Source organism: Nocardia ninae NBRC 108245, from assembly GCF_007990755.1.
Taxonomy (GTDB): Bacteria; Actinomycetota; Actinomycetes; order Mycobacteriales; family Mycobacteriaceae; genus Nocardia; species Nocardia ninae.
Map to the genome: position 1 here is coordinate 131,169 of NZ_BJXA01000015.1, position 23,980 is coordinate 155,148.

Below are 23,980 nucleotides of genomic sequence, written 5' to 3' on the forward strand. Positions count from 1 at the left end.
CGTAGAGGAGGTACTTCGGTGATTGCTGATCCACAGTTGAATCCTGCTGCGGTCGAGCTCGGTAGCTTTTTTCCGCAGCCGCCGGACGCCGTGTGGCGGGCGTTGACGGAGCCGGATCTGCTGGAGCGGTGGCTGCTCAGACCGACCGGATTCGTTGCCTCGGTCGGCACACGCTTCCGATTCACCGCCTCGGGCGCATCGAACGATGAGATCGTCTGCGAGGTGCTGGCGGCCCGGCCGGGGGAGCAGCTGACGTACAGCTGGCTGCATCCGCAGGCCGAGCAGCCGGCACGGTGGATTGTCGATTGGACGATACGGCCGCAGGGGCGCGGCACCCGACTTCTGTTGACACAGACCGGTTTCGATATCGAAGACCGTCGACAGAAGATGATTCGCAACGCTACGGAGCGAAGTTGGAAGCGTCTCGTTCTGCCGCGACTCGGTGCGGTGATCCACCACTGACCGCGGAAAAGTGCATCCGACGGGTCCGCCGGTCGACGCGGGGGCCGACAACTCCCCGGGCGGGTGCTCGGGATGCGTCCGTGGCCTGGTTGGTCGGCTGATCAGGTGGAACTGGTGCTGGCATCGGTCGAGAGCTGACCAGCACCAGTTCCACGTGATCGCTTGTCCAGTAATGTATTTCGGATGGCACCGTCAGGCCGCATGTTGAATGCGCGGGTGGCTAACGGCAGGATGCTCAGTCTCCGTTGTCGCCGCGCTGGCCTTGACCTTGGTTGGTTGCGCCGTTCCCCTGGTTACCGGCGTTGCCGCTTTGGCTTCCAGCCTGGTTACTCCCGTTCCCACTTTGAGTGCCGGCTTGGTTACCAGCGCCCCCGGCTTGGTTGCCCGCGTTTCCGGTTTGGTTTTGACCCTGGTTCCCGGCGTTGCCGCTGTCACCCTGCGCTTCGTTACCTCCGTTTGCGGCCTCCGACTCGGCCGCTTTGTCTTTGATGCACTTCTTGAACGCTTTGTAGTCTTCCGAATCCTCGGCGCACTGAACCACCGCCTTGTCGACAGCGGCGGCTGCGGGTCCGGCGAGCACGGTGCCCCCGATGCTCGCTGCCACAACTCCGGCTATGACGAATCCAACTTTCCGCACAAACACTCCAATCGGTCGAGGAGCACGAGTGAGCACTGCACGGCGAACGGCTCCGATGAAGGCCGCGCGAACCAACGCCGGGTATTCGGTGCGGACGTACTGAAGGATGGGCGGGCGGTCGTGGTGCCGAACTGTGAGGCCGTCGGTGCGTCGGTCAGGAACTCGGTAGCGGGTCGGGGGCGACGCGCAGGAGTTGTTTGCCGAGGTTGCGGCCTTCGAAGAGTCCGCGCAGCATCGCGGGCGCGAGTTCGAGACCCTCCTGGATGTCCTCGGCGTACACGATGTCGCCCTGCGTCATCCATGCGTGGAGTCGGCCGAAGGCCTCGGGGAAGCGGTCGAGGTAGTCCAGGAAGATGAACCCTTCCATTCGTGCCCGTTTGAGTCCGAGCTGCAGATAGTTTCGCGGTCCGGGAGGTGGTTCGCCCACCTCGTAGCCGGAAGAGATGCCGCCGCAGACCACGATTCGGGCTCGCTCGGCGATATTCGCCAGGGCGGCGTCCAGTACGGCACCACCGACGTTGTCGAAGAACACATTGATACCGTCGGGCGCGAGCTCGCGGATCCGCGCCTCGACGTCGTCGGTCTTGTAGTCGATGCACGCGTCGAACCGAGCCACCTCGGTGACCCAGGTGCACTTGGTGGTGCCGCCCGCGATGCCGATCACCCTGCACCCCAACGCTTTAGCGATCTGCCCGGCGATGGATCCCGTCGCACCGGCAGCACCCGACACCAGCACGGTTTCGCCGGCGGCAGGTTTGCCGATATCGATCATGCCGAAGTACGCGGTCAACCCGGTGGCGCCGAAAATGCTGAGCATCGCCTTCGGATCCACGCCTGGCGGAACAACATTCAGCCCGAGCAACCCCTGGCCCGTGGCGATCGCATAGTCCTGCCACCCGACCATCCCGCAAACCCAGTCTCCGACTGCGTAATCGGCACTGTTGGACGCCACTACCCGCCCGACACCACCACCGCGCATCACTGCACCCAGCGGCACCGGATCCATGTAGTTCGGGCCGTCATTGAGCCAGCCCCGCTGGGTCGGGTCGAAAGCCAGCCAGACCACCCTCACGAGTGCTTCGCCCGGCCCAGGAGACGGCACGGGGCCACTCCTGAGCTCGAAACTACTGTCATCGACCATGCCGACCGGGCGCTTGACGAGGATCCACTGGCGATTCACCGAGCGAAGCTAACCTTCCGATCCCATCGCTGTCATCCGGTTTTCCGGCCCCGCCCAGCGGTATCGGTGAGTCTGTTGCACCGCCTCTCGGTGACGGCCCGGGCGGATCGCCCCTTTCGGCGTAACGAGCCGTGGCGGGCCCCCGAGCCGAAGGGCGGCAAGCAGTCTCAGCTGCCGAACCACGCCGGACGCTATAGTCGGAAGTCGTGCTGCACCCGGACTATCCGATAGTTACCGAGCGACTACTGCTCCGCCCCGCGACTCTCGCCGATCTCGACGAAATGTATGCCTACAAATCCCGGCCGGATGTTTGCCGCTATTTGCCGTACGAACCCATGTCGCGCGAACAAGTGGCCGAACGTATTTCGGGTTTATGGGCGAGAACCGAATTGACCGAAGTGGGGCAGTCGCTCAATCTGTGCGTCGAAGAGAAGGCGTCCGGCCGGTTGCTCGGCGATGTCGTTCTCTTCTGGCGTAACGCCGAAAATCGCACCGGCGAAATCGGTTACGTCTTCTCGCCCGACGCCGCAGGACACGGCTACGCCACCGAAGCCGCCACCGAACTCTTACGATTGGGCTTCGAAGGACTCGTACTACACCGCATCACCGCCCAACTGGATGCCCGCAACACCGCCTCCGCCCGCGTCCTGGAGCGCCTCGGCATGCGCCGCGAAGCCCTCCACCGCGAGGACATGTGGTTCAAGAACGAATGGAGCGACACCGCGACATACGCGATGCTCGCGCACGAATGGCACAATCTGAAGACCGCCGCACACGACCGGGCACGGCTGAACGAGCGGTCGGAGCCCGGCTCGGTGGACGTCGTCGGCGGGTAGCGACTACCAGCGGATTTTTCTACTCGCCCGTGCTGGTTGTCATCGACGAAAGCGACGGCCCGTCGTCGTTGCTCGGCAGCCAGGAGATCGACTGGAATAACCGAGTTCATTCAGTGGACCGAATTTGCTCGATTCGGGCGGATTCGGGTAGCGGTCTACTCGTGTGGGGGAACATGGGGTGGGGTCTGATGGGGCGAATGAATTGTATTCGTTGAAAGACGTGGGATATGTGGGTAGCGAAATCAGCGACTATGGGGTGGGTGCAGCCTGGCTCGGCTGGTCCACGGACAGTGGTGTGCGCGAGCGGGAAATCGGGTTCGGGCGCGGGGGTGCGGGCTACCGCGCAACTGGCGTTGTTCGGCGGGTTCGAGCTGCGGTTGGCGGGTGGGAAAGTGGTGCTGCCGGTGCATGCGCAGCGGGTGCTCGCCTATCTGGCGCTGCGCAAGATGGCGGGGGAAGAGTGCGGGCGGCAGGTGCTGGCGGAGCGGTTGTGGGAGAACTCGTCGCCGGAGCGGTCGTCGGCCAGCTTGCGGACGGCGCTGTGGCGGATCCGCCGCGCCGGGCCCGAGTTGCTGGCGGGGGATGCGGACCGGGTGACGCTGGCGGATCACGTCGAGGTCGACGTGGATCAGTTTCGGCGTCGTGCCGAGGCGATGTTGTCGGGTGCCGAGCGCACGCCGGCGCACGTGCACATGCTGTGCACCGCGGCCGAGTTGTTGCCCGGCTGGGACGAGGATTGGCTGCTGCTGTGCCGCGAACAGGTGCGGATGCTGCGGCTGCATACGTTGGAGGCCGTCGCGCGCCGGTATTGCGAGCAGAGCCGGTATCCGCAGGCCATCGACCTGATCCTGCGTGTGGTCGCCGAGGAACCGCTGCGCGAATCGGCCCAGGCGATTCTCATCGACGCCCACCTGGGCGAAGGCAATGCGGCCGAGGCTCGCAGGCAGTTCGATCTGTTCGCCACCACGCTGTGGCGTGAACTCGAGCTGCGCCCGTCCGCAGAACTCGGGCACCGCGTCGGCCTACCCGTGTGCGCCGTGACTACGCGGTCTTGACGCCAACGACCACACCTCCGGCGCATGCTGAAACGATGTCGGCCGACTTCACCAACGCGCCTCCTCCGACCAAGGTCGGCGGGCTGCGCGCGGTGCCGATGCACATCCGGGACCTGCGTGCTGTGGTCACCCTCGACGCCGCGACCGGTACCGGCACCGTCGAGGCGACGCTCGACTACATAGTCGGCCCGCACACCGGATCTCCGATTTTCGACCTGCGGCAAGCCGTGCAGACCTGCCTGCTCGACGCGGTAAAGCTCGATGTCGCGAAGATCGCCCCGCGTGATGTCGGCGCGGGACCTCACAGTTCGATCCGGATCATCGGTGTCGAGCAGGCGGCGGGATCGGCGCACAAGCTCAACCTGACCTACCAGCTGGCGACTCCGGACGCCGACCTCGGCGGCGCCTACCCGCCGGTGCTGCACGGCTCGAACGGGCGGATCCGCTGGTCGTTCGGCATGTCCGACCTGTTCGCCGGCCGCTATCTCGAAGCGTGGTTCCCCTCGAACCTGCCGTTCGACCAGTTTCCGTGGACGCTGGAACTACGGATCACCGGCACCACGACCGCGCATTCACTCGTCACCAATGGTTCGGCCACCGTGGTCGGCGTGCACGCCTGGTCGGTGCGCTTCCCGGACTGGTTCACCACCATGTCGTCGCTGCTCGAACTCCGCCCCTCCGACGCGCTGCTGTTCCGGTCGTCGACCGTGGTACTGCCGGTTTCGCGGCGGTCGGTGGTGATGGAAACGTGGAAACCTGTTGGCGGGCAGGAGAATTTACCCGCGCTGAACAGTCGCATCGGCACGCTGCTCGCGGAGAACGAAACCACCTACGGCCCATTCCTGGCCGACCGGTTCGTGTGCTTCTTCCACGGCGCCGGTGGCGGAATGGAATACGCCGGTGCGGCAACCACATCCGCGGGTGCGCTCGGCCATGAAGTGTTCCACTCCTGGTTCGCTCGCGGCATCACCCCGGCGGCGCAGTCCGACGGCTGGTGGGACGAGGCGTACACCAGCTTCCGCGATGACGGCGACACCCTGACCGAGCCTTTCGATTTCACGCTGCCACCGGTGGAGCTGTGCTCGCGCAAACCATTTCAGCGCACCACGCCGGCGTCCGCATACGACGAGGGCAGTCGCTTCTTCCGTGGTGTGGCGCAGCGGCTCGGTGCCGACCGGCTGCGCACGGTGCTGGGGGAGTTGTACCGCTCTCAACGTGGAACACCGCTCAGCACAGGCGAACTAGAGGCGCATTTGATCGTTCGTTCCGGCGCAACAGATCTCGTGGACGCGTTCCACCGCTTCGTCTACGGCTTCACCGAGCCCACCCCGGACGCGCGCATCGAATTCGTCACCGCCCCAGCATTATGGGTGCGCCGCGCCGCCGACGGCGTAACCACACACATCAACCCGAAAGCCGGACAGGACAGCTGGATTCATGCCCGTGTGCGCAACGGCGCGAAGGCTGGACCGTGCCGCCACTTCGTCGTCACCTTCACTGTCCGGACCACGACGACGACACCACCCACCTATCCCACCGACTTCTTTCCGGCACAGACGGCAACAGTAGGTTTCGATCTCGCCCCGGGCCGCTGGCGCACGGTGTCGGCCCGTTTACCCGCCGCACTGGTGCCCGCACGCGGCACCCGGATATCGATACTGGCGTCGGTACACGCCCGCCGCTCCCATCCGGCGTCAGGCACTCGGGTGCGGGAGCAGGCGTCGATTGCGCAGCGCGACATGACCGTTGACTGAACGCGGCGTGGGTGGCGGCGGCGCGACCATACCGACCCTGCCGAACAGCTCCGGCGAAGGCCGGATGCTCAGCTCGGTCCAGAGCAGGTCGGTGAACATGCGCAACTGCCTGCGCGCCTCCACCACATTGCCCTCGCACAGGTGCGCTTCGATCAACGCCGCCTGCGCCGACTCACGCAGCGGCTCCTCGGCGACCACCGCGAGCATTACATCGATCGCCTCCGGGTAGCGTCCGCGCTCGGCGAGCTTGCGCGCATCCACCTCCAGTGCGTGTAATCGCATCTGCCGCAGCTGTTCCCGTGCCAGCAACAGCCAGGTCTCGTCCCAGCCGGGCAGTAGATCGTTGGTGCGCGCCAGCAAGGCGGCACGGTCACGCGGACAGTCCTGCTGCGCGGCCAGCATCCGCTCGGCGTTCCCGCGGAACTCGTGCACGTCGACCCGCACGTCGGCACCGAGGCGCACCCGGCCGCCCGCTCCGTGCACCAGCGCGGGGCTGGCCTGCCGGATCCGCCACAGCGCGGTGCGCAGGCTGGCCCGCGAACGATCCGCGGTCGCGTCGGGCCACAGCCGCTCGGCGAGTACCCCGCGGTCGCAATCGGGTTGGGCGATCTGGTCCAATGCCAAGTAGGCCAGCACGCGGCGCGAATGTTGCGGCACGGCAACGTGGTTCGCGTCGACCCGCAGTGCGAATCCGCCGAGCAAACAGATGGCGAGCTGCATCGAAAGCCTCCCTCGGTCACCGGCCGGTTGTGGCCGATCGAGCAAGCGTGCCGACGCGATGCTGCGCGCGCGTCAACGCCGCGTCAACGCCGCCCACGCGGCGTTGACGGGAGTTGGTATGGCCGCGCGCGAGGGTGTTCCGGTGAGTGGACCCGAGAGCAAGACCATCGTGGTGCGGGCCTGGCGTGATCGCGGGCGACTGATCATCCGGGTACTGACGGGTGTTGGCGAGATAGGCGCCGGACAGGAATGGGTGTTCGCCGATATCGACGCGTCGCTGACCCGCGTCGGCGAGCTGCTCGCCGAGCTGCACGACAATCCCGCGAACGACGAGACAAAGCGTTGACGCTCGCGCACACCGTGGCCGCGCACAGTAATCCGAAACGCCCGTCGTTTGCGGAGGTGACCACAATGCGCAGTGACTCTTACACCGAGTCTCGCGGTGCTACCGAGGACTATGTTTCGCCCTTCTCCGGGCTCTCACCCTTCGGTGAGGCGGTGGACGAAGCGGTCGAACAGTCGACCGCGGAGTTCGACGAGTCGCCGTTCGAGAGCTACTCGTTCACCGAGTCTCCCTTCGGTGAGAGTGCCTATTCGGCGGCCGACGAGCAGTCGCAGCTGGCCACCGAGTTCCTGGAGGCCTTGCACGACGAGGAGTTCACCGAAGCGCTGGAGCAGCTGCTCGACGAGGGCGCGGCTCGTGCGCTCGCCGACGCGCAGCAGTGGTCGATGACGCCGTCGGAGGCCGAATGCCGGGAGTCGCTGCAGGAGTGGATCGCGCCGCTGATCACCGAGTGGGAACGCACCATCGACAATTTCGCCGGCGGGCTGGAGAACGCCGATCTGCACGGACTCGCCGAGCAGGAACTCGATGAACTGCTCGATTCCCTGGAGACGCCCGGCGCGCTCGGGTCCGAGGTATTCGAGAATTTCCTCGGCAAGATCGTCCGCAAGGTGAAGTCGGTCATCAAGCAGAAGGTCCGGCAGGCGATCGGGTTCGTGAAGAATCCGGTGAAGGGCGTCATCGGCATCGCCAAGAGCGGGCTGAAGACCATCAAGAGCGGCCTGCAGACAATCGGCAAGCACTTGATCGGCCCCCTGCTCGCACGGCTGAAGAAGATCGGGCTGTCCCTGCTCAAAGGGGTGGTCGCCAAGCTGCTGAACCCGCTGACCCGAATCCTGCCCGCCGAGATCCGCCCGCTGGTGCCGATCCTGGCCAAGCGCCTCGGCATCGGTGAGGCGGCAGATGAAGCGGCGGACGAGGCCGACGAGGGCGCCGACGAATTCGGCACCGCGGCTGAAATGTCGGAGGCCTTCGATCAGCAGCTCTTCGCGATGTTCAGCGCCGAAGAATCCGGCGAAGCCGACGAGGCAGCCGCGGACGAGTACGACGAGGAGGTCGATGCCGAAGAGCCGGAACACAATACGGTCGCAGAGCTGGACGACGCCCGCGCCCGGCTCGCGGCACAACTGAGCGCCTACACCCGGGCCGAGGAGCCGATCGCCGAGATCGAGCAGTTCATTCCCGCGGTGCTGGCGATCCGGCCGCTGCTCAAGCTGGGGCTGAAAGTCACCGGCGCCCGGGCCAAATTGGTCAATCTGATCGCGCAGCCGCTGGCCAAGCTGATCAAGGGCATGGTGGGTCCGGACGCCGCGCGCACCATCGGGAAGATCGCCGGCCAGGACCCGTCGGTGATGATCGCCCGCGCGGTGGTCGGCGTCGGATTCACCGCGCTCGGCCTGGAAACCGCAGGGCAAGAAGAAGATACGATCCCCGGCGAGGCACTGGCCTCGGCCGTGGAGGCCACCGTGACGCGGGTGCTCGACGAACTGCCGGACGAGGCTTTCACCGACCCGTTGCAGGTCAGTGCCGCGGTGCAGCGCGCGTTCGCCGAGTCGGCCGCCGCCTACCTGCCGGACCGGCTGCTGCGCGCCGACCTGCCGGAACGCGAGACCTCCGAGGAGGGCGGCTTCTGGGTGATGATGCCGCGCTCGACCAAGCCGCGCTACCGATTCCGCAAGTACACCCGGGTTTTCGCGATGCCGATCCCACGGCAGGTCGCGCGGGCGGTGCGCTGGAACGACGGCGGCACGCTGGAGACGTACCTGCTCGACCGCGGCGTCGACCGCTGGCCCGTGCACGCGGAGATAGATCTCTACGAGACGCTGCCCGGCACCATGCTGGGCCACCTGACCCGAGACGAAACCCTGCCTGCCGCAGAGCATCCCGGTGCCGACGAGTTCCAGCCGCTCACCGCGGAGGCCGCGGGACTGCTGCTCCGCGAACCCGCGCTGGGTCGCCGCCGCAAGGTCGGCACCGCGCCGGGCGCCTACCGGCCCGTGCCCGGACAGCGGTACTTCCGGGTCCGCGTCGCGAAGCTGCCCGCCCGCAAGGCCCGTCGGCCGCGCAGGCTGACGACGGTCCGCTGGGATCCCGCGTCGAAGCGCCTCGGTATCGTGGTCAAGTTGTCCGAGCGGCGAGCCCGCGGTTTGCAGGCCCGCCTGCAAAGGGCCGCACCGGCCGGTCAGCGTGATCTGCCCGCCGTGTTGTCGGCACTGCGTGAGATTTTCCTGCCTCGCCTGCAGTATCGGATCGCCCGGCGGCTGCTGAAAGCGCAAATGGTCACCGATCCGGCCGCGGCCGCCAAGCTGGCCGGCGAACTGACCGCCGCGACCAGCACCGGCCTGGCCACCTATCTCGCGCAACGCGGTGCCCAATTCGCCGCTGCCGTAGCCGATCCGGCCGACGGGGTCACCCTGGCGGTGACGTTCACCGGCGTCCAGGCGGACTCGGCGCAACTCCCGGCCCCTGAAGTCGTCGCGACGCCCGGACTGAAGTGATGGACGCCCGATTCGCCACCGAGACAGCCGCGCTCGCCACCGAAGCTAGGCACTGGCGGCGCGCCTGCGCGGCGCTGGGTGACCTCGAGGTGAGTGCGTCGCCGGCGGCCTGGCGCGAGCTGGAGTCCTACCTCGGGCTCAGCGTTCGGGCGAGCCTCGGCGGTCAGGCGCGCAGGCTCACCGCGCAGGCAGACCGGACGATCTTCACGATCAAAGGCGCGACGACCCAGGCCGACCTTGAAACCGCACGCGCGGAACTACTTACGTTACGACGCAGGTACAGCCGGGCCGAGGCGATGGTCGACTTCTACTGCGACGCGGTGAACACCCGGACGAATCCGCGCCTCGCCGCGGTATTGCGTGGGCTGGACGCCTTGGCCGTGCACAGCATGGATCAGGTGTTGCGGCCGTTGGGCATCGATACGCCCTCGGTGCTGACCTACCTCGACAAGGGGATGGGTGCGTCGATTCTGCGGGCCGGTGCACGGCTCTGGGATGCTTCGCTGTCGCCGGCCGCCGCCATCAAGATCACGCGGCACAACTTGTGGCAGCCGACCTCGCTGGTGCACGAGACCGGCCATCAGGTTGCCCATTTGACCGGCTGGACAAAGGAATTGGCGGCCGCACTGCACGCCGCGCTCGCACCGCACAGCCCGATGGCCGCAGCGGCGTGGCAGAGCTGGGCGTCCGAGGTAGCGGCCGACGTATATGCCTTCTGCTTGCTCGGCTACGCGCCGGTGCCGGCCTTGGCGACCGTGGTGGACGGTCCGTCGAGCCAGGTGTTCCGGATGCCGTTCGGCGACCCGCATCCGGTCTCGGCGCTGCGCGTGCAGTTCAACGCCGCGCTGTGCCGGGCCTGGTTCGGCCAGGGACCGTGGGACGCGCTCGCCGCGCGCTGGCAGGCCAGACACCCACTTACGCAGGCTCCTTCGGATGTCGCCGCGATCATGGCGGCGAGCATGCCGCTGCTGCCCGCGATCGTCGAGGTGTGCACACGGATGCCGATGCGCGCCTTCCACGGAGTGCCGCTGTCGACGCTCGCCGACCCGCGGCGCGTGTCGCCGGGTGAGCTCACTCGACTGGCCGATCGCGCGGGGGCTTCGCTGTACACCTCGACCCACCTGCAGCGGGTCGAGCCGATGCGCATCCTGGCGCTGACCGTGCTGCGCGGTCTCGAATCGTCCACCGCGCCATCGGAGATGGAGACATGGCTGCGACGGATGGGTGGCGGCGACCGCGTCGCCGCCTGAACGCACAGATAGGAGACCGAGATGGATAACGAGCCAGGCAAGGCGACGGTGGACGTGGATCAGCTGATCCAGTTGTTCACCGGCGTACTCCAGCAGTACCGGCAACCCGACAGCCCAGAAACGAGCACGCTCCACGACGGCAACGACTTGACGCTGTCGATCTTCTCGGAGCTGCAGTACGCGTTGCAATCACGCAACCTCTCGTCCAAAGGGCCGGTGGCGCAGGCGCTGCCCGCGCAGGTGGATGTGCAACACAAGATGCTGTTCTTCAAGCGGAGGCTGCCGCGCTATGCGGAGCGAGTCGTGGTCATCCACCACGGCAACATCGCCCCCGAGGTGCACTACGTCTACGACCAGGAGAGCAGAGACGGCGGCAACGGCGGCGATTGCGATACGCCGACGACTTTCGACCTCGCGCATCCCCATGAGGCGATCGCCGTGCAGATCCAGGACTGCCATGAGCGGATCCGGCTGGTCAGCTTCGTGACGTTCGCGCCGATCGACACCGGTGGCGGTTCCCGAGTCGCCGCGAACACCGTTTCGCCGCAAGCAATTTAAGGAAGGCAGCGCCATGTTCCGACAGTTGGCTACCAAGCTCCCCCCGCTCACCGGCTCGCTCACGCCGGCCGACGCGGTCTTCACATTCCATCCCGAGCAGTTGAGCCGATGGCTGGACGAGGTCTGGGCGCAAGGCGGAATCAGCAGCTGGCCCAAGGTCTTCAACCAGACCCAGGTACCGCTCGGCGACCCGGCCGCCGTCCGGATGACGCAGCTCCCGGACAACCTGATCAGGGAGTCGTTCAAGTCCGGTGTGCACGGGCCGACCACGGGGACACCGCCGTTCACTCCGCCACTGGGCTACAACCCGACCACCGACCCGCAGGTGGTGCCGCTCTGGGATCACATGTTCTATGCCTACCTGGTGGAGAGCACCGGCGTCGTCGAGATCTTCGCGGAAGTGGTGCGGCGCTACGTCGTCGGCGAAACACTGCCCGCGCCCTCGGTGGAAACCATGACCTGGGTGCGTGCCACCGAAGAACTGTTCTTCCGCGATCCGCCGCTGTTCCGAGTGGGCGGGCTGACCAGTCAGCTGCGGCCGGACGCCCGGGTGAACCGGCGAAATGCGTACTGGCGCATGTTCGGACTCGACCTGCCGCATCCCGCACCCGGCGCCGACAGTCAGGCTTGGAAGCGAGACACCGGCGCCGCGAGCAACGTTCGGTTCATCGAGATCTGGAACGAACTGCTGCGCCAGATCTGGCTCGGTATCGAGAACGAGCGCAACACCTCCGGCTCGAATCCGACCGACGCCAGCTACATCGGATACCTGTGCCAGACCCTCGCGGAGATGCTGCGGCTGCGCCGCCTCGGCGGGATGCTCTCGCGCGAAGAGTTCAGCTACTCCTGCCTGCTGAACTGGTTCCACCTCACCGTCGACTACGAAAGCGCGGTGGTGCGCGACCTGAGCGCGAACGCGGGCATCGCGGGCGGCAATCCCGCCGACCGGCTCGCTACCGTCGGTGCCAGGGTGGGCGTCGCGCCCTCTCGTCAGGCGCGTGAGCTTTTCGAACTCGCCTCCCTGGTGTCGCCGCTGCTGTGGGCGATCGAGCTCGGGGTGTTCGACGAGCAGCCGCAAGCCGAGCTGCTCTACCGCTCCACCGGGGTGCCGGGGCCCGGACCCGCGCAGACGATGAACCGAATCATCGATCTGTGGCAGTCGGCGACGGGCGAGCGGGTCAAGGACCTCGCTGTCACCATGCGCCGCAGCACGAACCAGGTCCGGTCCGCGCAACCGGCGAAACTGCTGCCCGCAGGCGTGCTTTCCGGCGCCACCGCACCGGCGGCACCGGTGACGAACGGACATCGACGAGTCGCCCCTCGGCTCTGAGCCGTTGGGACGCCGAGTCGTTCGCCACCGCGCGATAACGAGGGAGCCTGATATGAGTACCGTTGCCGAATCGTCGATCTTCGCCTCGCCCGAATCGACGCCTGATCCCGGTGGGTGGCCCACTCGCGAAGATGTGTTCGCCGAGGAGGTGGGTGACACGGAATACGATGGCGAAACCGGTTGGCGGAACGCGGATTCCGCTACTGAGGTGGGCGAAACCGGTTACGCCGGTGCGGAGTCCAGCGAGACCTACACCTACGGAGCCGCTTACGGCCAGGAGGATGGGGATCTCGAAGCCGAGAATGAGGTTGTCTATTTCGAGGATGCTGCTGACCGAGCGGCGGCGGAGGAGGCGGACTTCGAAGCCTCGGGCTACGAGTATGCCGGGTACGAAGCGGCTGACTACGAGGATGCTGAGGCAGAAGCTGCGGACTCCGAGTACGGCGGGTACGAAGCCAGCGGTTACGAGACCGCTGATCCTGAAGCCGCCGGCTACGAGTACGCCGGGTACGAAGCCTCGAACTACGAGGATGCTGAGCCCGAAGCCGCGAGCTACGGGTACGCCGGATACGAGGCGGCTGACCATGAGGACGCTGATCTCGAAGCCTCAGGCTACGAGAATGCTGACTCCGAAGCCGCGGGCTACGAGTCTGCCGGCTACGGAGTCGGCGGCTATGAGACGGCCCACTACGAGGAGGCGGACTACGAGAACGCCGACTACGGGGAAGCCGATTACGAGAATGCCGATTACGCGGAAGTCGATTACGAGGCTGCCGATTACGAGGACTCCCCACCGACCCCGGTGACGCCCGGCCGGTTGATCGTCAAACGGCACCCGCTGCTTCGCACCCACGCGGGCACCCCACCGGACCTGCTCCTCGAATGGAACGGCATGGTCGACCCCTCGGTGGTCGACGTCGTCGTCCACCTGCACGGCTACGCCGGGCAGGGTGCGGCCATGAACATCGTCAAGCACAAGAAGCCCATCAGCGGACTGGATTTCACCGACCCCGCCAAGCCGTCGGTCGCCGGGCGCACCACCCCGACGCTGCTGATCCTGCCGCGCGGCCATCACCAGCCGAAGGGCAATCCGGCGCGATACACATTCCCCGCGCTCACCAAACCCGATGCGCTGCAACGCTTGGTCGACGACGCCCTGGCTCGATTCGGTGCCGCGACCGGGACCACCGTGCGGCGCAACCGTTTGATCCTGACCGCGCACTCCGGTGGCGGCGCCGCACTGATGGCCATTCTCGGCCACACCGATCCCGACGAGGTGCACAGCTTCGACGCGCTGTACAACGACCCGAAGGCGCTGATCGCCTGGGCGCGCAAGCGCATGGCGGCCGGCACGGGTGCGTTGCGTGTGCTGTACCGCCCCGGTGAGGGCACCGCGCGGGCGAGTGAGCGGGTCGCGGCGGCGGTCCGAGGCGCGGCTTCGCCGAACTTCCGAGTAGAGCGAACACGAGTGCCGCACAACGACATTCCCCGTCGCTTCGGGTGGCAGCTGCTGGCCGACGCCTCCGCCGACTTGCGCGGGGGAGTACTGGCCGGCGAGAGCAGCGATGAGCTGTGGACTCCGCAAGAAGGCGACGGCGAGTACTGGGGCGAAACCGCCTGGGAAGCAGAGGATTACCTCGGTGAGTCGCCATCGCACGAGTGTGGTTGCCGGGGTAAAGAAAGCGAGTCGTCCGAAGCGCCGTGCCCGGCGAAACCCTCGCGCCGCAGCCTCGGAAAATGCAGGCCCGCGCAGGACGACTGCAAGCCGGAGGCGCCGTGGAGCGAGATGCAGAAGCGGTTCCGTAAGCGTTGCAGCTTGACCACGCATCGCCTTGACCCCAAATCGGCGATCGACTGCGCGTGCGCGTTCGGTGATCCCCGCGATGTGGCGATCTTCTCGATGGCGCGCGTGGTGGCTGCGGGCCCGCTCGCGGCGCGGCTGTTCGCCCATTTCCTCGGCGCCAGCGGCACCGAGGTCACCATCGATGTCGCCGACATGATCAAGCGGTCGGCCGGCGTGCGCGAGAAGATCCGCAAGTCGATGGCGCGCGGCGGCTCGACCGGCGTGACCCGGATCGAGCAGAGTGAATACCGCGACAGCGAACTGCAATTCGCCTACGGAGCCATCGACTGCGTGCAGTGGCGGGTGCTACCACCCGTCGCGAAGGATTGGCGCAAGAAGCAAGGCACCCGGATCGAGATCTCGATGCTCGACTACTACGAATTCCATCCCGCCAGGCCGGGTGTCAGCCAATGCGCGCACGCGGCGTGCGTGGAACTCGTGGCGCGCGGGCAGGCGAAGAACTTCTGGACCAGCGGAAGCGCCGTGGTCACCCTGGCAGACCTCGGGGCGCGCGCTCCCGCACCGGCACCCGCGCGGCCGAGAGAACGCCGCACTGTGGTCTACCAGAACACTTACTGACGCGATCGGAGGCGGAGTCATGACAACCTATGCCGAGTGGCCTGTCCGCGAAAACTATCCGGGCACTGCCGAATACGACCACGAGGTGGACTCCGAGGACCTCGACGCCGAGGATTTCGGTGACGAGGTGATCGACGAGGCCGAGGAGTCCGGTGCGGTCGAACAGCACGAGTTCGACGAAGCCTTCTTCGACGCCGAGGCTTTCCCGTCCGGACTGGTGCTCACCGCCAGACCCGGCCCGTCGGCCGCCGGTCAAGAGCATTGGGATCCCAACAACACCGGCCTCCCGCTCTATGACACCGGCCCGGAGGTACGCAAGAAGAAGCTGGCGCCGAACTTCACCGTCGGTGAACTCGTCAGCAGCGGTGGACGACCCGCCGACCGGGCCCGTATCTCGCCCGCCCTCGTGCGCTGTCTGCAGGCCATCCGCGAGCGCGCCGGGCGACCGGTGAAGATCAGCTCGGGGTACCGCTCCTGGGCGAGCAACGTCGCCGTGTACCGCGCTCGCGGGAAGAAACCGACGCTCAGCAGGCATTGCAGCGGGCAAGCCGCCGACATCAGCATTGCCGGGCTCACCGGGTTACAGATCGCCGAACTCGCGATCGACGCCTGCGGCAATGACATTGCCCTCGGTATCGGCGGGAACTTCGCGCACATCGATGTGCGGGGGCGGCCGGACACCTGGACCTATATGTCGGGCAAAGCCAATGCGGCCGCGCTCGCCCATGTGCGGCAGTATCGCCGAAACCGCAGCGCACCAACGCCTAAGCCGGTCCCAACGCCCACCCCCACACCGACTCGGACGCCCGATCGCGCCGCGGGCGTCGTCCGTCGCGGCACCTTCACCAAATGCACGACGGGCGAGCAGCCCGGTGCACGGGCGATGGCCGATCAGTGGAAGCGGTTGACCGGGCGGAAGGCGGGCACATTCAACTGCCGTTCCACCACATTCGGTACCCCGTCGCTGCACGGCGAGGGCCGGGCGATCGATCTGTACGTGAACGCGGCAGACCCGGCGCAACGTGCGCAGGTCGACGCTTACCTCGCGTGGCTGCAGGCCAATGCGGTGGAACTGCAAGTGGCGTACATCATCTGGAATCGCAGGCAGTGGGGTTGGCAGTTCCGCGCCAAAGGATGGCGGCCCTACGGGGGAAGCAATCCGCACACCGACCACATCCATGTCGATCTCAGCTGGGAAGGCGCACGGACGCCGAGTCCGTTGTTCGCCGGGCCGGTTCCAGGTCTCGGCGGGAATACCGCACCGACTCCCGTACCGACACCGAAACCCGTTCCGAAGCCGGCGGGACGCATCCCAGCACACGTCGTCGAGTTCGTACGGAAGTACCGCCCGCACGCGCAAGCGAACGAAACCCGCAGCCGCATCCCCTGGCTGGTCACCCTCGGCCAGGCCGCGCTCGAAACCGGCTGGGGCGCAAAAGCCTGCGGAAACAACTTCTTCGGCATCAAGGCGGCACCGAGCCTGCCGGAGTCCCAGCGCAGACTCTGCACGACCACCGAGGTGCACGCCACCCCGAACGTGCGGAGCTACCCCGAGGTCGTCTCCGTGACGCCGCGCTCCGACGGCCGCTACACCTACGTCGTGAAGGCCTGGTTCCGCGCCTTCGCTTCGCCGGCAGCGTCGTTCGACGGCCACGCTCGCGTACTGCTCGCGCCGCGCTACGCCAAGGCCTTCGCGCACACCGCCGATCCCTACGCCTTCGCTCGCGAAGTAGCCGCGGCCGGGTACGCCACCGAACCCAGCTACGCGGCGACGTTGACCGGCGTCATGCGCCTGATCGAGAAGGTGCCGTAGCTCGGCGGCACAACGGCGAACTCATGCGGCCGCAGCGGTCTCGTGGACCGACCGCCACATGTACCCGTGGTCGGTCCTGAGCAGTATCGCGGTGACCAGCCGACGAGTCCGGCTGTCGCCCAACCGGTTCTCGGCGACGAACCGGACGGTGACAATGCTGCCGCTCTGCGCGATCTCCTCGACGCCGGTGATCGCGATATCGAACCCCGGCTGCGCGTTCCGCGCCGACCACACTCCCGCCAGCAGCGTGTCCCGATCGATCACCTGCCCCACCGTGGTCACCGACGAAAACTTCTCGTCCAACGCATTGGCGAACCGATCGAACACCTTCGGTGGCGCATTCGAGCCCATCCACTCGGCAAGGTCCGAGTGCAGGGCCTCGATCACATCGGCCAGGTCGGGGTGTGCAGGCATCGCGGCAATCTCGGTCTCAGCGGGCCCGGTCGGCCCATGCCGAAGATCATATCCAGCCCGGCTACACCCCGGGCCGACCCGCCCTTCGGCACCCTGGGTTTCATTACTAAGGCGAAATGACTAGCTCGCCAATAGAATCACCGAGTGGTGGGAGATGAATCAAGAAGTGGAATGACCAACCGACGCGCGGTCATCGTCGGCTCCGCAGCGGCCGTTGCAGGCGTCGGGGTGGGGGTGGGTGTCGGACGGCTCGCCGAGGCGGACGAGGATCCGTCCACCGTGGAGAGCTCGTTCACGGTCGTCGATCGGCGCGGCACGCAGCGTTTCTTGCTGGCGACGCAGAAACCGCCGATCATTCTGGGCGGCAAGACCTATCCCGCGCAGACACGGGGCGGTCCGGACGAATGCTCGGCGCTCGTGTTCAACGACGAGAACGGTGATGAGAAGGGCGGCATCGTCGCCGCCAGTGACGGGGCACTGATCGCGCTCGACTATCCCAACGGGGACGCTATTCACCTGCAGACCAGCTGGGAGGACAAAGTGGGCGGCGCCGCGCTGGTCATCACGCACATCGGTGATCCGACGACGCCGATCGATGCGGCGAAACATCCGCTGGCAGTGCAACTGTCCGCCGACACCGAGGAGGGGACGGCTCTGACACTGTGTGACCCACAAGGGCGGGCGCGGATCAAGTTGCGGGTCGCGATGGACGGTACGCCGTCCATCGCGATTCTCGACGAGCATGGCGGGGTTGTCAGAGAGCTCTGAGGTCGAGGGATTGCCGCCTGCGGTCGAGCAGGCGGCAATCCCGTTAGGGTCGGAAGGTCAGGCAGTGCAATTCTTTTGGGCGTCGGTGCGGACCTTGCGGCCGGTGAACTCCTCGAGAATGGCGATGTTCTCGGGGGCGTAGTTCTTCGCGGTGATCTTATCGGCGTCGGGGCTGCCGAGCTTGCTGCCGTAGGGGGCGGATTTCTCCAGCCAATAGGCGGTGCGCAGGAATTGGGTGAGTACCAGATCGCGCATCTTGGGCTCGTTCTTGATCTTTGCCCAGTAGTCGGCGTGCTTGCTCTTGGCTACGCGCAAGTACAGCAGCAGATAACGGAGATTGGTCGCGGCGATATCCCTGGAGTTGCTGGCACCGATTCCCTTGATGTATTCCTGCACCACGGTGGCGGCGGGCAGGCCCATCAGGCCGGCGTTCAACTCTGCGGTCACCCCTTGCATGCGATAGTTGCCCTGCTCGCGATCGCGCAGATAGATGCCGTCCATGTCGTCGCTGAGCTTGTCCGTGATCAACGGCAGGATTTCTTTGCGCGGGAAGCCACCGTGCAGCGGGATGGCGGTCATCTGCTGCGAGGCATTGATCCAGGCCGCGGTGTACTTGTCCCATTCGGTGCGTGACCCGTCCAGGTCCCACATGTGGGTCTCCTCGTGGATCGCCACCATCATCGACTCGGCGAACGCCTCGAAACTGCTCGTTTCCACGAACTGATTCCAGTACGGGTCCTTGGCCTGGGCGATCGCCAACTTCTCCCCGCTCGGCCAGCGGCGCTTGTACATGGCCTGCAGGGTCGGCATCCAATTCGACCGGGAGAAGCGGGCTTTGAGGTCGCTGATATCGGCCTGCGGTGTGTTGGGCTCTTCGTAACAGAACGGCGCGGCGGCCACCGGGTCGGCGTTGTCGCTGCTCGGTACTGGTACTGCCTCCGCCACCGAGCCGGTCCCGAGCGACAGGATCAAGCAGGCGGTGACGATGGGTAAAAGACGTTTGCGGTTCACGGGGTGCCTCGCTTCGGAGGGGATGTGCAGGGGGCAATGTGCTGAACAGTCAGACGAACCCGTGACCGGTGGACGCTGGGGAATTTGCTATGTGCTCGCAGTGAGCGAGGCGTCGCAGGGTATGGCCGAGCGAAAACCGAGAACTGCTGTGCGAGAGTGTTTCCCAGCTGACGGCCGTGGGGTACGCCGTCATTTCTGAACAACTTTGTGAATAGTGACACGAAACACGCGCCCCGGATCTCCCCAGTGGAAGTGGGGAGGTTTCGCGAATTCCCGGGCGAAATAAGCGGCAGCACAGACTATCCGGACGAGTGATCTGACTCACCCGGTGTCACAAGGATCGAGCGCCCGGTGTCTTGTGGCCGAACCAGTGAAAACTTAGGAGAACCCCATGAACCTCGCACTGTGGATCGCCGCCGGACTGCTCGCCGCGGTTGCCCTCGCCGGCGGCATCATCAAGCTGGTCGTACCGCTGGAGAAAGTCGCCGCGACCTCCGGTGGGGAATGGACCGAGGACTTCGGCGCCGGGTTCATCAAGGCGCTCGGCGTCCTCGAAATCCTGGCCGCCGTAGGCCTGATCCTGCCTGCCGTGCTCGATATCGCACCGGTCCTGGTACCGGTGACCGCTGTCTGCTGGGTAGTACTGATGATCGGCGCGATGATCGTTCATCTGCGCCACGGTGGTGTCAAGTTCGCGGTGGTGAATCTGCTCTATATCGCTCTCGCAGTCTTCATCGCATGGGGCCGCTTCGGTCCCCATTCCTTCACTGCCTGAACGATTCGCCGCCGAGATCATGGGTCTGCTGGCCGGAGCCGACAACATTTGGCACGTCGAAGCCCGCGCTCGATCGTCACCGCAAGCCGGACCTGGCCGCGCAGCCCAGCGGCCCCGTACTCATGACAACGAGTGCGGGGCCGTCCAGCGGGCAGGACTCAGTTCAGACCGGTGACGTCCTGAGCGATCGCCGCGAGCCGCGTCTGGGCGGCCGAGACGACACCGTGCCGGTTCTTGTTCGTCTCCTCGTACGCGATGACCGCGCGCACGTCGGCGGGGTCGGTCAGTTCCTTGATCGCCGCGACAGCCTGGCTGACGTTCAGATCGTCGTAGTCGCCGATCGGCAGCTCACGGGGTTCGAGTACGCCGGTGGCGGTGCGGAACGAGTGCAAGGCGTCGGCGGTGCCGTCCGCACCTTCGCGCCGGGTGACCTGCTCGGCCGTTTCCAAGGCGGCGTCGCGTGAGGCGGTGAGTGTTTTCACCGCCACATCACCGACGCGCGCACCCCGGGCGAGCAGCTCGCTGAGCGCGGGCGGGGTGGAGCGGAAAGTGTCCAGCGCCCGGTCCAGTCCGCGCGCGGACCAAGTGACCGGAATGGTGGCCAGCTTGACGATGGTGCCGCTGGCCGCCTGGAGCGGGGTGCGGCGCAATGCCGCCGGACCGCCGAGGGCCTCCTCGGCCAGCACGGTGCTCAGCCAGTCCACGGTCGCCGAGTGCGCGGTGATCAACCGCTCGGCCAGCGCCACCACCTCGGGGCGCTGGGCGGTGGTCGCGAGGGCCTTGATGTAGCGGGCGCGGTCGAGGATCTGATGCTCGAGGGTGAGGTCGCCGAGCAAGGCCTCGTCGAACGGCTGGGCCTGCTCACCCACGGCCTTGACCGCGGCGGCGGCCCGCCCGATGAACGGGCCGATCAGCGCGGGGACACCGCCGAGTTCGCGGATGGCGGACTCGGTGGCCTCGGCGCGGGCGCGGGCGTTGTCGGCGTTCTCGGACAACTCGCGGCGCACCGCCTCCGTTCGCGCCTGCGCGATACGGGTCTCCGCGACCTGGATTTCGGTGTTGGTCAGATCGCGGACGGCGCGCAACTGCGCCAGCAAGGTAGTGATGTCGCGTGTGCTCATGTGGAATCGCGTCCTTCGATATCGACGTCGGGTCGGCGCAAATCGCACCGTTCCGTGGGTACCCGACACACGCGACCAAAACATTGCGCGGCAAGTGATTTCGACCGCACAGCCCCGATAACCGCTGCTCACCGGGTCAGCAAACCGGCGGCAGTTGTTCGGCGCCGACTGCCCGGCAAGCCACTCGCAAGTACCGGAAATCCCGCACTGCGCCGGGGCTTTTCGGCGACTTTCGCCGGACTCCGCACCGCGGCAAACGGTTAGGCGAAGATCAGTTCATCGATCGTCGCGCACTCTGGGCACAAATCATGTCGCGGTAGGGGTCAGCCGAGTGCGTGTTCGGTGACCGAGGACGTGAGGTTGGTGCCGTTGAGGTCCAGGTACAGGGAGCGTTCGGTGATCGAGAGGGTCGCGGTGTTGCGCCGGTCCACGGCGGCGACGGCGGCGTCGATGAAGGCGCGGTCGAAGCTGTAGAGGGGGATGGCTTCGGCGCGATGGATGCGTTTGCCTGCGAGTTGAGCCAGCACCTTGGCCGGGTCCCGGTGGGTGTAGACGGCGGCGCGGCCGGCGAGTTTGCTCCCGCGGTGCAGGCGTTCCGCGTCGGGCGCGCCGACCTCGATCCAGGCGGTGAGTCGGCCGGTGAGGTCGCGCACCAGCACCGCGGGCTCGTCGGTGGACGAGACGCCACCCTCGCTGAAGGCGATGCCGTCCTGGTATTCGAGGCAGTAGGCGAGCAGGCGGGTCACCATGAACTCGGCGGTCTCGGACGGGTGGCGCGCGATCCGCAACTCCAGGTCCTGGTACACGTCGCGGTCGACGTCGGCCAGTTGGACGGCGAAGTTGTGCAGTGTTGCGGGAAGGGCCATAAGTCCAGGAGCTTAGGTGAACCCCGCTGCCCGCCCGGTCGGCGGCGCTGGTCAGGGGATGAACCGGGTGTCCGGGTGGCGCGGATCGTTCCCGTCGAACAGGTCGCTGGCGATGCCTTTCAGGTGCAGGTCGAAGAAGGCCGCGATGTAGTCCTGCTGTGCGCTCACCGAGCGGGCCGGATGGATGGTGCCGACTTCGCGCTGCCGGGTCTCCGGCGACAGCAGGCTGGCACACTGCGGCACCGCGACCTGCAGATCGGTGAAACTGTTGTGCGCGGCGCCGTCGAAGTGCAGATCCCGTTTCCAGCCTTGCTGATTGGTCCAGAACTCGCGCCAGCTCGGATCCATGTCGTCCACGTGCGAATGCTCGAACTCCCGCTTGGTCTCCGGGTGCACCCCGTCGGCGCCGACCAGCATGAACGGCCGATCCACGCCGTGGCGCACGACCTCACCGAGCTTGCCGACGCCCATGCTGCCGTCGAGGTTGATCCCCGCGCCGATGCGTGGATCGCGGAACATCGTTTCACCCGCCGTGTAGCCGCCCAGCGAATGACCGAACATGCCGACCTTCGACAGGTCGAGGGCCGCCGCCAACCCTGCTGGCAGCGCACGGTTTTCGGCGTCCGGATTCGCGCCTTGGGTCAGGCGGGTCAGCTGGTCGAGTACGAATCTGGTGTCGGCCACCCGCGCATCGATCGAGGTGGCGAGGTACTGCGGATCCGGCTTGGCATCGCTGCTGAGCAGGCGTCCGCCGGGGAACTCGACCACTTTCGCGTCGTAGGTGTGGGAGATGGACACGACGACGTAGCCGTGGCTGGCCAGATCATCGGTGCGGACCGAATTGAGTTCGCGCACCACGCCGAATCCGTGCGAGAACAGCACAACCGGCCAGGCGCCGCCGGTGTGCTCCACCTCGACCCCGGTGCTCGCCTGGCGCTTGGTACCACCCCAATCGACCGCGCCCGGCGACAAGCCGAGCATGGGCGCGTCGGACGCGAGCCGGTCGACCGCCTCCGCCACCGCAGGCGACATCCACGGGGCGCGGTCGCCGGTGCGTTGCGCCGGGTAGGTCACGGTGACCATCAGCTCCCGCTTATCGGCCGGGTGCCAGGGGTCCTGGCGCGAGTCCACCAGATACAGGTCGACCGTGCCGACCGGGTAGCGGCCGCTGAGCGGCGGCAGGGTGATCTTCGCCGCCGTACCGGTCGACTCGGGTGCGGACTGCTCGCAGGCGGCCAGCGCGATGGTTGCGGCGAGCGCCGCTGCCAGTGCCAGCGCGCAACCGCGCAATGTGAACACTTTGTGGGTCCTCCTCGACGGTCGGCTCGACGTCATGATGGCAAAGGTTCCGTTGCGCGCGCGTCAGCCCGACGGCCGAGTCGGCGTACCCCGAGATGTGTAGGGGTATACCCCGAACGGTCTATTTCTAGCGCCGAGGACCACCGGCGCCGTCGCGAGCGCGACCCGATGCCGCGTCGGGTCTACGTACTCGCCAGCCTAGGGCCTGTTGCAAAGTCCCATCCGGCGCCTCCGGGGGCTGGACTTTGCGACAGACCCTAGACTTGTCGATCGAGAGGAAAGGACAGTCGATGAAGCGAAACCTGAACTGCCCCTGCGGAGAAGCCATCGTCGGGACCGACGAGGACGACCTGGTGGCCAAGACGCAGGCTCATCTGGCCGAGAATCATCCCGGGCACGAGTACTCGCGCGACGAGATCTTGTTCATCGCTTACTGATTCACCGAGCAGGCGGCCCGCTCAGTTACGCGGCCAGGTCACCGGCTCCGGCAGGCACAGGCTCGCCGAGCGAGTGGTCGGCACCGGTCCGGTGCCGGCGGGGAAGGCCCACTGGGCGATCGGACCCGCCGCTTTCCAATGCAGCGCACCCCCGTCGGAAACCACCTCGTACACCGACTCGCTACCACCGACGAGTTGGGTGCCCACGCAGTAGTCGTTGTATTCGGTGCCCGGTTGCTGCGCTCCGGCGCTGAACGTCCCTGCCGGATCGGTGCGAGCGCCGGGGTTGGCCACGGTGCTCGGTGTACCACGGGCCGCCCCGCGAACCCAGCGCGGTGCGCCGAGTTGATCTGTCGCACAGGTGAAAGCGCGGCCACCGGCCACGACGGTCGTGCCCTGCGCATGGCCGGTGCCCGCCCACAGGCAGTCGG

22 protein-coding genes and 1 pseudogene are annotated in these 23,980 nt (G+C 66.6%); 14 read left to right on the forward strand and 9 right to left on the reverse strand.

The window, feature by feature from the left end; all coding sequences use genetic code 11:
- Positions 1 to 18 precede the first annotated feature (18 nt).
- Positions 19 to 462, forward strand: coding sequence for an SRPBCC family protein (locus NN4_RS14335; protein WP_147130635.1), 444 nt, complete (start codon positions 19 to 21; stop codon positions 460 to 462).
- Between the two features lie 235 nt (positions 463 to 697).
- On the opposite strand, the gene NN4_RS14340 is transcribed toward NN4_RS14335, so the two are convergent.
- Together NN4_RS14340 and NN4_RS14345 are read right to left on the reverse strand one after the other, a co-directional pair.
- Positions 698 to 1,066, reverse strand: a complete 369-nt coding sequence (locus NN4_RS14340) for a hypothetical protein (RefSeq protein WP_147130639.1) — start codon at positions 1,064 to 1,066, stop codon at positions 698 to 700.
- 187 nt (positions 1,067 to 1,253) lie between these two features.
- On the reverse strand, positions 1,254 to 2,279 hold the full coding sequence (locus tag NN4_RS14345) for an NADP-dependent oxidoreductase (RefSeq protein ID WP_281289348.1): 1,026 nt from the start codon (positions 2,277 to 2,279) through the stop codon (positions 1,254 to 1,256).
- A gap of 206 nt (positions 2,280 to 2,485) precedes the next feature.
- Here NN4_RS14345 and NN4_RS14350 point away from each other — a divergent pair, with 206 nt between their 5' ends.
- The 3 genes from NN4_RS14350 to NN4_RS14360 all read left to right on the forward strand — a co-directional run bounded on the left by NN4_RS14350 (position 2,486) and on the right by NN4_RS14360 (position 5,924).
- A complete protein-coding gene (locus tag NN4_RS14350) occupies positions 2,486 to 3,115 on the forward strand; it encodes a GNAT family N-acetyltransferase (RefSeq protein ID WP_147130641.1) in 630 nt (209 codons plus the stop codon).
- A gap of 329 nt (positions 3,116 to 3,444) precedes the next feature.
- The gene (locus NN4_RS46595) at positions 3,445 to 4,170 is read left to right on the forward strand and encodes an AfsR/SARP family transcriptional regulator (protein WP_281289349.1); all 726 of its coding nucleotides are present in this window, start codon (positions 3,445 to 3,447) and stop codon (positions 4,168 to 4,170) included.
- A gap of 35 nt (positions 4,171 to 4,205) precedes the next feature.
- Positions 4,206 to 5,924, forward strand: a complete 1,719-nt coding sequence (locus NN4_RS14360; RefSeq protein ID WP_147130645.1) for a M1 aminopeptidase family protein — start codon at positions 4,206 to 4,208, stop codon at positions 5,922 to 5,924.
- Here the strand turns inward: NN4_RS14360 and NN4_RS14365 are convergent.
- Positions 5,865 to 6,644: an AfsR/SARP family transcriptional regulator gene (locus NN4_RS14365; protein WP_186818416.1), complete on the reverse strand. Its 780-nt coding sequence runs from the start codon at positions 6,642 to 6,644 to the stop codon at positions 5,865 to 5,867. The genes NN4_RS14360 and NN4_RS14365 overlap by 60 nt on opposite strands.
- A gap of 142 nt (positions 6,645 to 6,786) precedes the next feature.
- Here NN4_RS14365 and NN4_RS14370 point away from each other — a divergent pair, with 142 nt between their 5' ends.
- From NN4_RS14370 to NN4_RS14400, 7 genes and pseudogenes are all read left to right on the forward strand, one after another.
- On the forward strand, positions 6,787 to 6,990 hold the full coding sequence (locus NN4_RS14370) for a hypothetical protein (protein WP_147130647.1): 204 nt from the start codon (positions 6,787 to 6,789) through the stop codon (positions 6,988 to 6,990).
- A 65-nt stretch (positions 6,991 to 7,055) separates the two neighbouring features.
- A complete protein-coding gene (locus tag NN4_RS14375; protein WP_246180875.1) occupies positions 7,056 to 9,485 on the forward strand; it encodes a hypothetical protein in 2,430 nt (809 codons plus the stop codon).
- The gene (locus tag NN4_RS14380) at positions 9,485 to 10,735 is read left to right on the forward strand and encodes a hypothetical protein (RefSeq protein WP_147130653.1); all 1,251 of its coding nucleotides are present in this window, start codon (positions 9,485 to 9,487) and stop codon (positions 10,733 to 10,735) included. The genes NN4_RS14375 and NN4_RS14380 overlap by 1 nt, the downstream gene beginning before the upstream one ends.
- 21 nt (positions 10,736 to 10,756) lie before the next feature.
- Positions 10,757 to 11,293: a hypothetical protein gene (locus NN4_RS14385; RefSeq protein WP_147130655.1), complete on the forward strand. Its 537-nt coding sequence runs from the start codon at positions 10,757 to 10,759 to the stop codon at positions 11,291 to 11,293.
- A gap of 13 nt (positions 11,294 to 11,306) precedes the next feature.
- Complete coding sequence (locus tag NN4_RS14390) at positions 11,307 to 12,623, forward strand: hypothetical protein (protein WP_147130657.1); 1,317 nt, start codon at positions 11,307 to 11,309, stop codon at positions 12,621 to 12,623.
- 747 nt (positions 12,624 to 13,370) lie between these two features.
- Positions 13,371 to 14,009, forward strand: a pseudogene (locus NN4_RS46910) (hypothetical protein); the annotation flags it as partial.
- Positions 14,010 to 15,064: 1,055 nt separating this feature from the next.
- The gene (locus tag NN4_RS14400; protein ID WP_147130659.1) at positions 15,065 to 16,858 is read left to right on the forward strand and encodes a VldE C-terminal domain-containing protein; all 1,794 of its coding nucleotides are present in this window, start codon (positions 15,065 to 15,067) and stop codon (positions 16,856 to 16,858) included.
- A gap of 21 nt (positions 16,859 to 16,879) precedes the next feature.
- On the opposite strand, the gene NN4_RS14405 is transcribed toward NN4_RS14400, so the two are convergent.
- Positions 16,880 to 17,272 (reverse strand): hypothetical protein, encoded by a 393-nt coding sequence (locus tag NN4_RS14405; RefSeq protein WP_147130661.1) that lies wholly within the window; start codon positions 17,270 to 17,272, stop codon positions 16,880 to 16,882.
- A gap of 171 nt (positions 17,273 to 17,443) precedes the next feature.
- On the opposite strand from NN4_RS14405, the gene NN4_RS14410 reads away from it, so the two are divergent.
- Entirely contained in the window at positions 17,444 to 18,040 is a 597-nt protein-coding gene (locus tag NN4_RS14410; RefSeq protein ID WP_147130663.1) for a hypothetical protein, read from the forward strand.
- 57 nt (positions 18,041 to 18,097) lie between these two features.
- Here the strand turns inward: NN4_RS14410 and NN4_RS14415 are convergent, their stop codons facing one another.
- Positions 18,098 to 19,051: a hypothetical protein gene (locus NN4_RS14415; RefSeq protein WP_222595059.1), complete on the reverse strand. Its 954-nt coding sequence runs from the start codon at positions 19,049 to 19,051 to the stop codon at positions 18,098 to 18,100.
- A 391-nt stretch (positions 19,052 to 19,442) separates the two neighbouring features.
- Here NN4_RS14415 and NN4_RS14420 point away from each other — a divergent pair, with 391 nt between their 5' ends.
- Complete coding sequence (locus NN4_RS14420; protein WP_147130666.1) at positions 19,443 to 19,826, forward strand: DoxX family protein; 384 nt, start codon at positions 19,443 to 19,445, stop codon at positions 19,824 to 19,826.
- A 158-nt stretch (positions 19,827 to 19,984) separates the two neighbouring features.
- Here NN4_RS14420 and NN4_RS14425 read toward each other — a convergent pair whose 3' ends face one another.
- The 3 genes from NN4_RS14425 to NN4_RS14435 form a co-directional block, all read right to left on the reverse strand.
- A complete protein-coding gene (locus NN4_RS14425; RefSeq protein ID WP_147130668.1) occupies positions 19,985 to 20,947 on the reverse strand; it encodes a ferritin-like domain-containing protein in 963 nt (320 codons plus the stop codon).
- A 323-nt stretch (positions 20,948 to 21,270) separates the two neighbouring features.
- Positions 21,271 to 21,813 carry a YaeQ family protein gene (locus NN4_RS14430; protein ID WP_147130670.1) on the reverse strand — a complete coding sequence of 181 codons (543 nt, stop codon included), beginning with the start codon at positions 21,811 to 21,813 and terminating at the stop codon, positions 21,271 to 21,273.
- A 51-nt stretch (positions 21,814 to 21,864) separates the two neighbouring features.
- A complete protein-coding gene (locus NN4_RS14435; RefSeq protein WP_222595060.1) occupies positions 21,865 to 23,112 on the reverse strand; it encodes an alpha/beta hydrolase family protein in 1,248 nt (415 codons plus the stop codon).
- A gap of 290 nt (positions 23,113 to 23,402) precedes the next feature.
- Between NN4_RS14435 and NN4_RS14440 the strand changes: the two genes are divergently transcribed.
- Positions 23,403 to 23,549, forward strand: coding sequence for a DUF1059 domain-containing protein (locus NN4_RS14440; RefSeq protein ID WP_107655595.1), 147 nt, complete (start codon positions 23,403 to 23,405; stop codon positions 23,547 to 23,549).
- A 21-nt stretch (positions 23,550 to 23,570) separates the two neighbouring features.
- Here the strand turns inward: NN4_RS14440 and NN4_RS44960 are convergent.
- A partial coding sequence (locus NN4_RS44960) for a hypothetical protein (RefSeq protein WP_186818417.1) occupies positions 23,571 to 23,980 on the reverse strand: 410 nt, incomplete at its 5' end.

What these genes read in the sequence shown, in the direction of transcription:
- NN4_RS14375 (WP_246180875.1), top strand. Translation starts at nt 7,056, where the DNA reads ATGCGCAGTGACTCTTACACCGAGTCTCGCGGTGCTACCGAGGACTAT.
- NN4_RS14430 (WP_147130670.1), bottom strand. Translation starts at nt 21,813, where the DNA reads ATGGCCCTTCCCGCAACACTGCACAACTTCGCCGTCCAACTGGCCGAC.
- NN4_RS14380 (WP_147130653.1), top strand. Translation starts at nt 9,485, where the DNA reads ATGGACGCCCGATTCGCCACCGAGACAGCCGCGCTCGCCACCGAAGCT.
- NN4_RS14410 (WP_147130663.1), top strand. Translation starts at nt 17,444, where the DNA reads ATGACCAACCGACGCGCGGTCATCGTCGGCTCCGCAGCGGCCGTTGCA.
- NN4_RS14385 (WP_147130655.1), top strand. Translation starts at nt 10,757, where the DNA reads ATGGATAACGAGCCAGGCAAGGCGACGGTGGACGTGGATCAGCTGATC.
- NN4_RS14405 (WP_147130661.1), bottom strand. Translation starts at nt 17,272, where the DNA reads ATGCCTGCACACCCCGACCTGGCCGATGTGATCGAGGCCCTGCACTCG.
- NN4_RS14365 (WP_186818416.1), bottom strand. Translation starts at nt 6,644, where the DNA reads ATGCAGCTCGCCATCTGTTTGCTCGGCGGATTCGCACTGCGGGTCGAC.
- NN4_RS14360 (WP_147130645.1), top strand. Translation starts at nt 4,206, where the DNA reads ATGTCGGCCGACTTCACCAACGCGCCTCCTCCGACCAAGGTCGGCGGG.
- NN4_RS14390 (WP_147130657.1), top strand. Translation starts at nt 11,307, where the DNA reads ATGTTCCGACAGTTGGCTACCAAGCTCCCCCCGCTCACCGGCTCGCTC.
- NN4_RS14440 (WP_107655595.1), top strand. Translation starts at nt 23,403, where the DNA reads ATGAAGCGAAACCTGAACTGCCCCTGCGGAGAAGCCATCGTCGGGACC.
- NN4_RS14420 (WP_147130666.1), top strand. Translation starts at nt 19,443, where the DNA reads ATGAACCTCGCACTGTGGATCGCCGCCGGACTGCTCGCCGCGGTTGCC.
- NN4_RS14425 (WP_147130668.1), bottom strand. Translation starts at nt 20,947, where the DNA reads ATGAGCACACGCGACATCACTACCTTGCTGGCGCAGTTGCGCGCCGTC.
- NN4_RS14400 (WP_147130659.1), top strand. Translation starts at nt 15,065, where the DNA reads ATGACAACCTATGCCGAGTGGCCTGTCCGCGAAAACTATCCGGGCACT.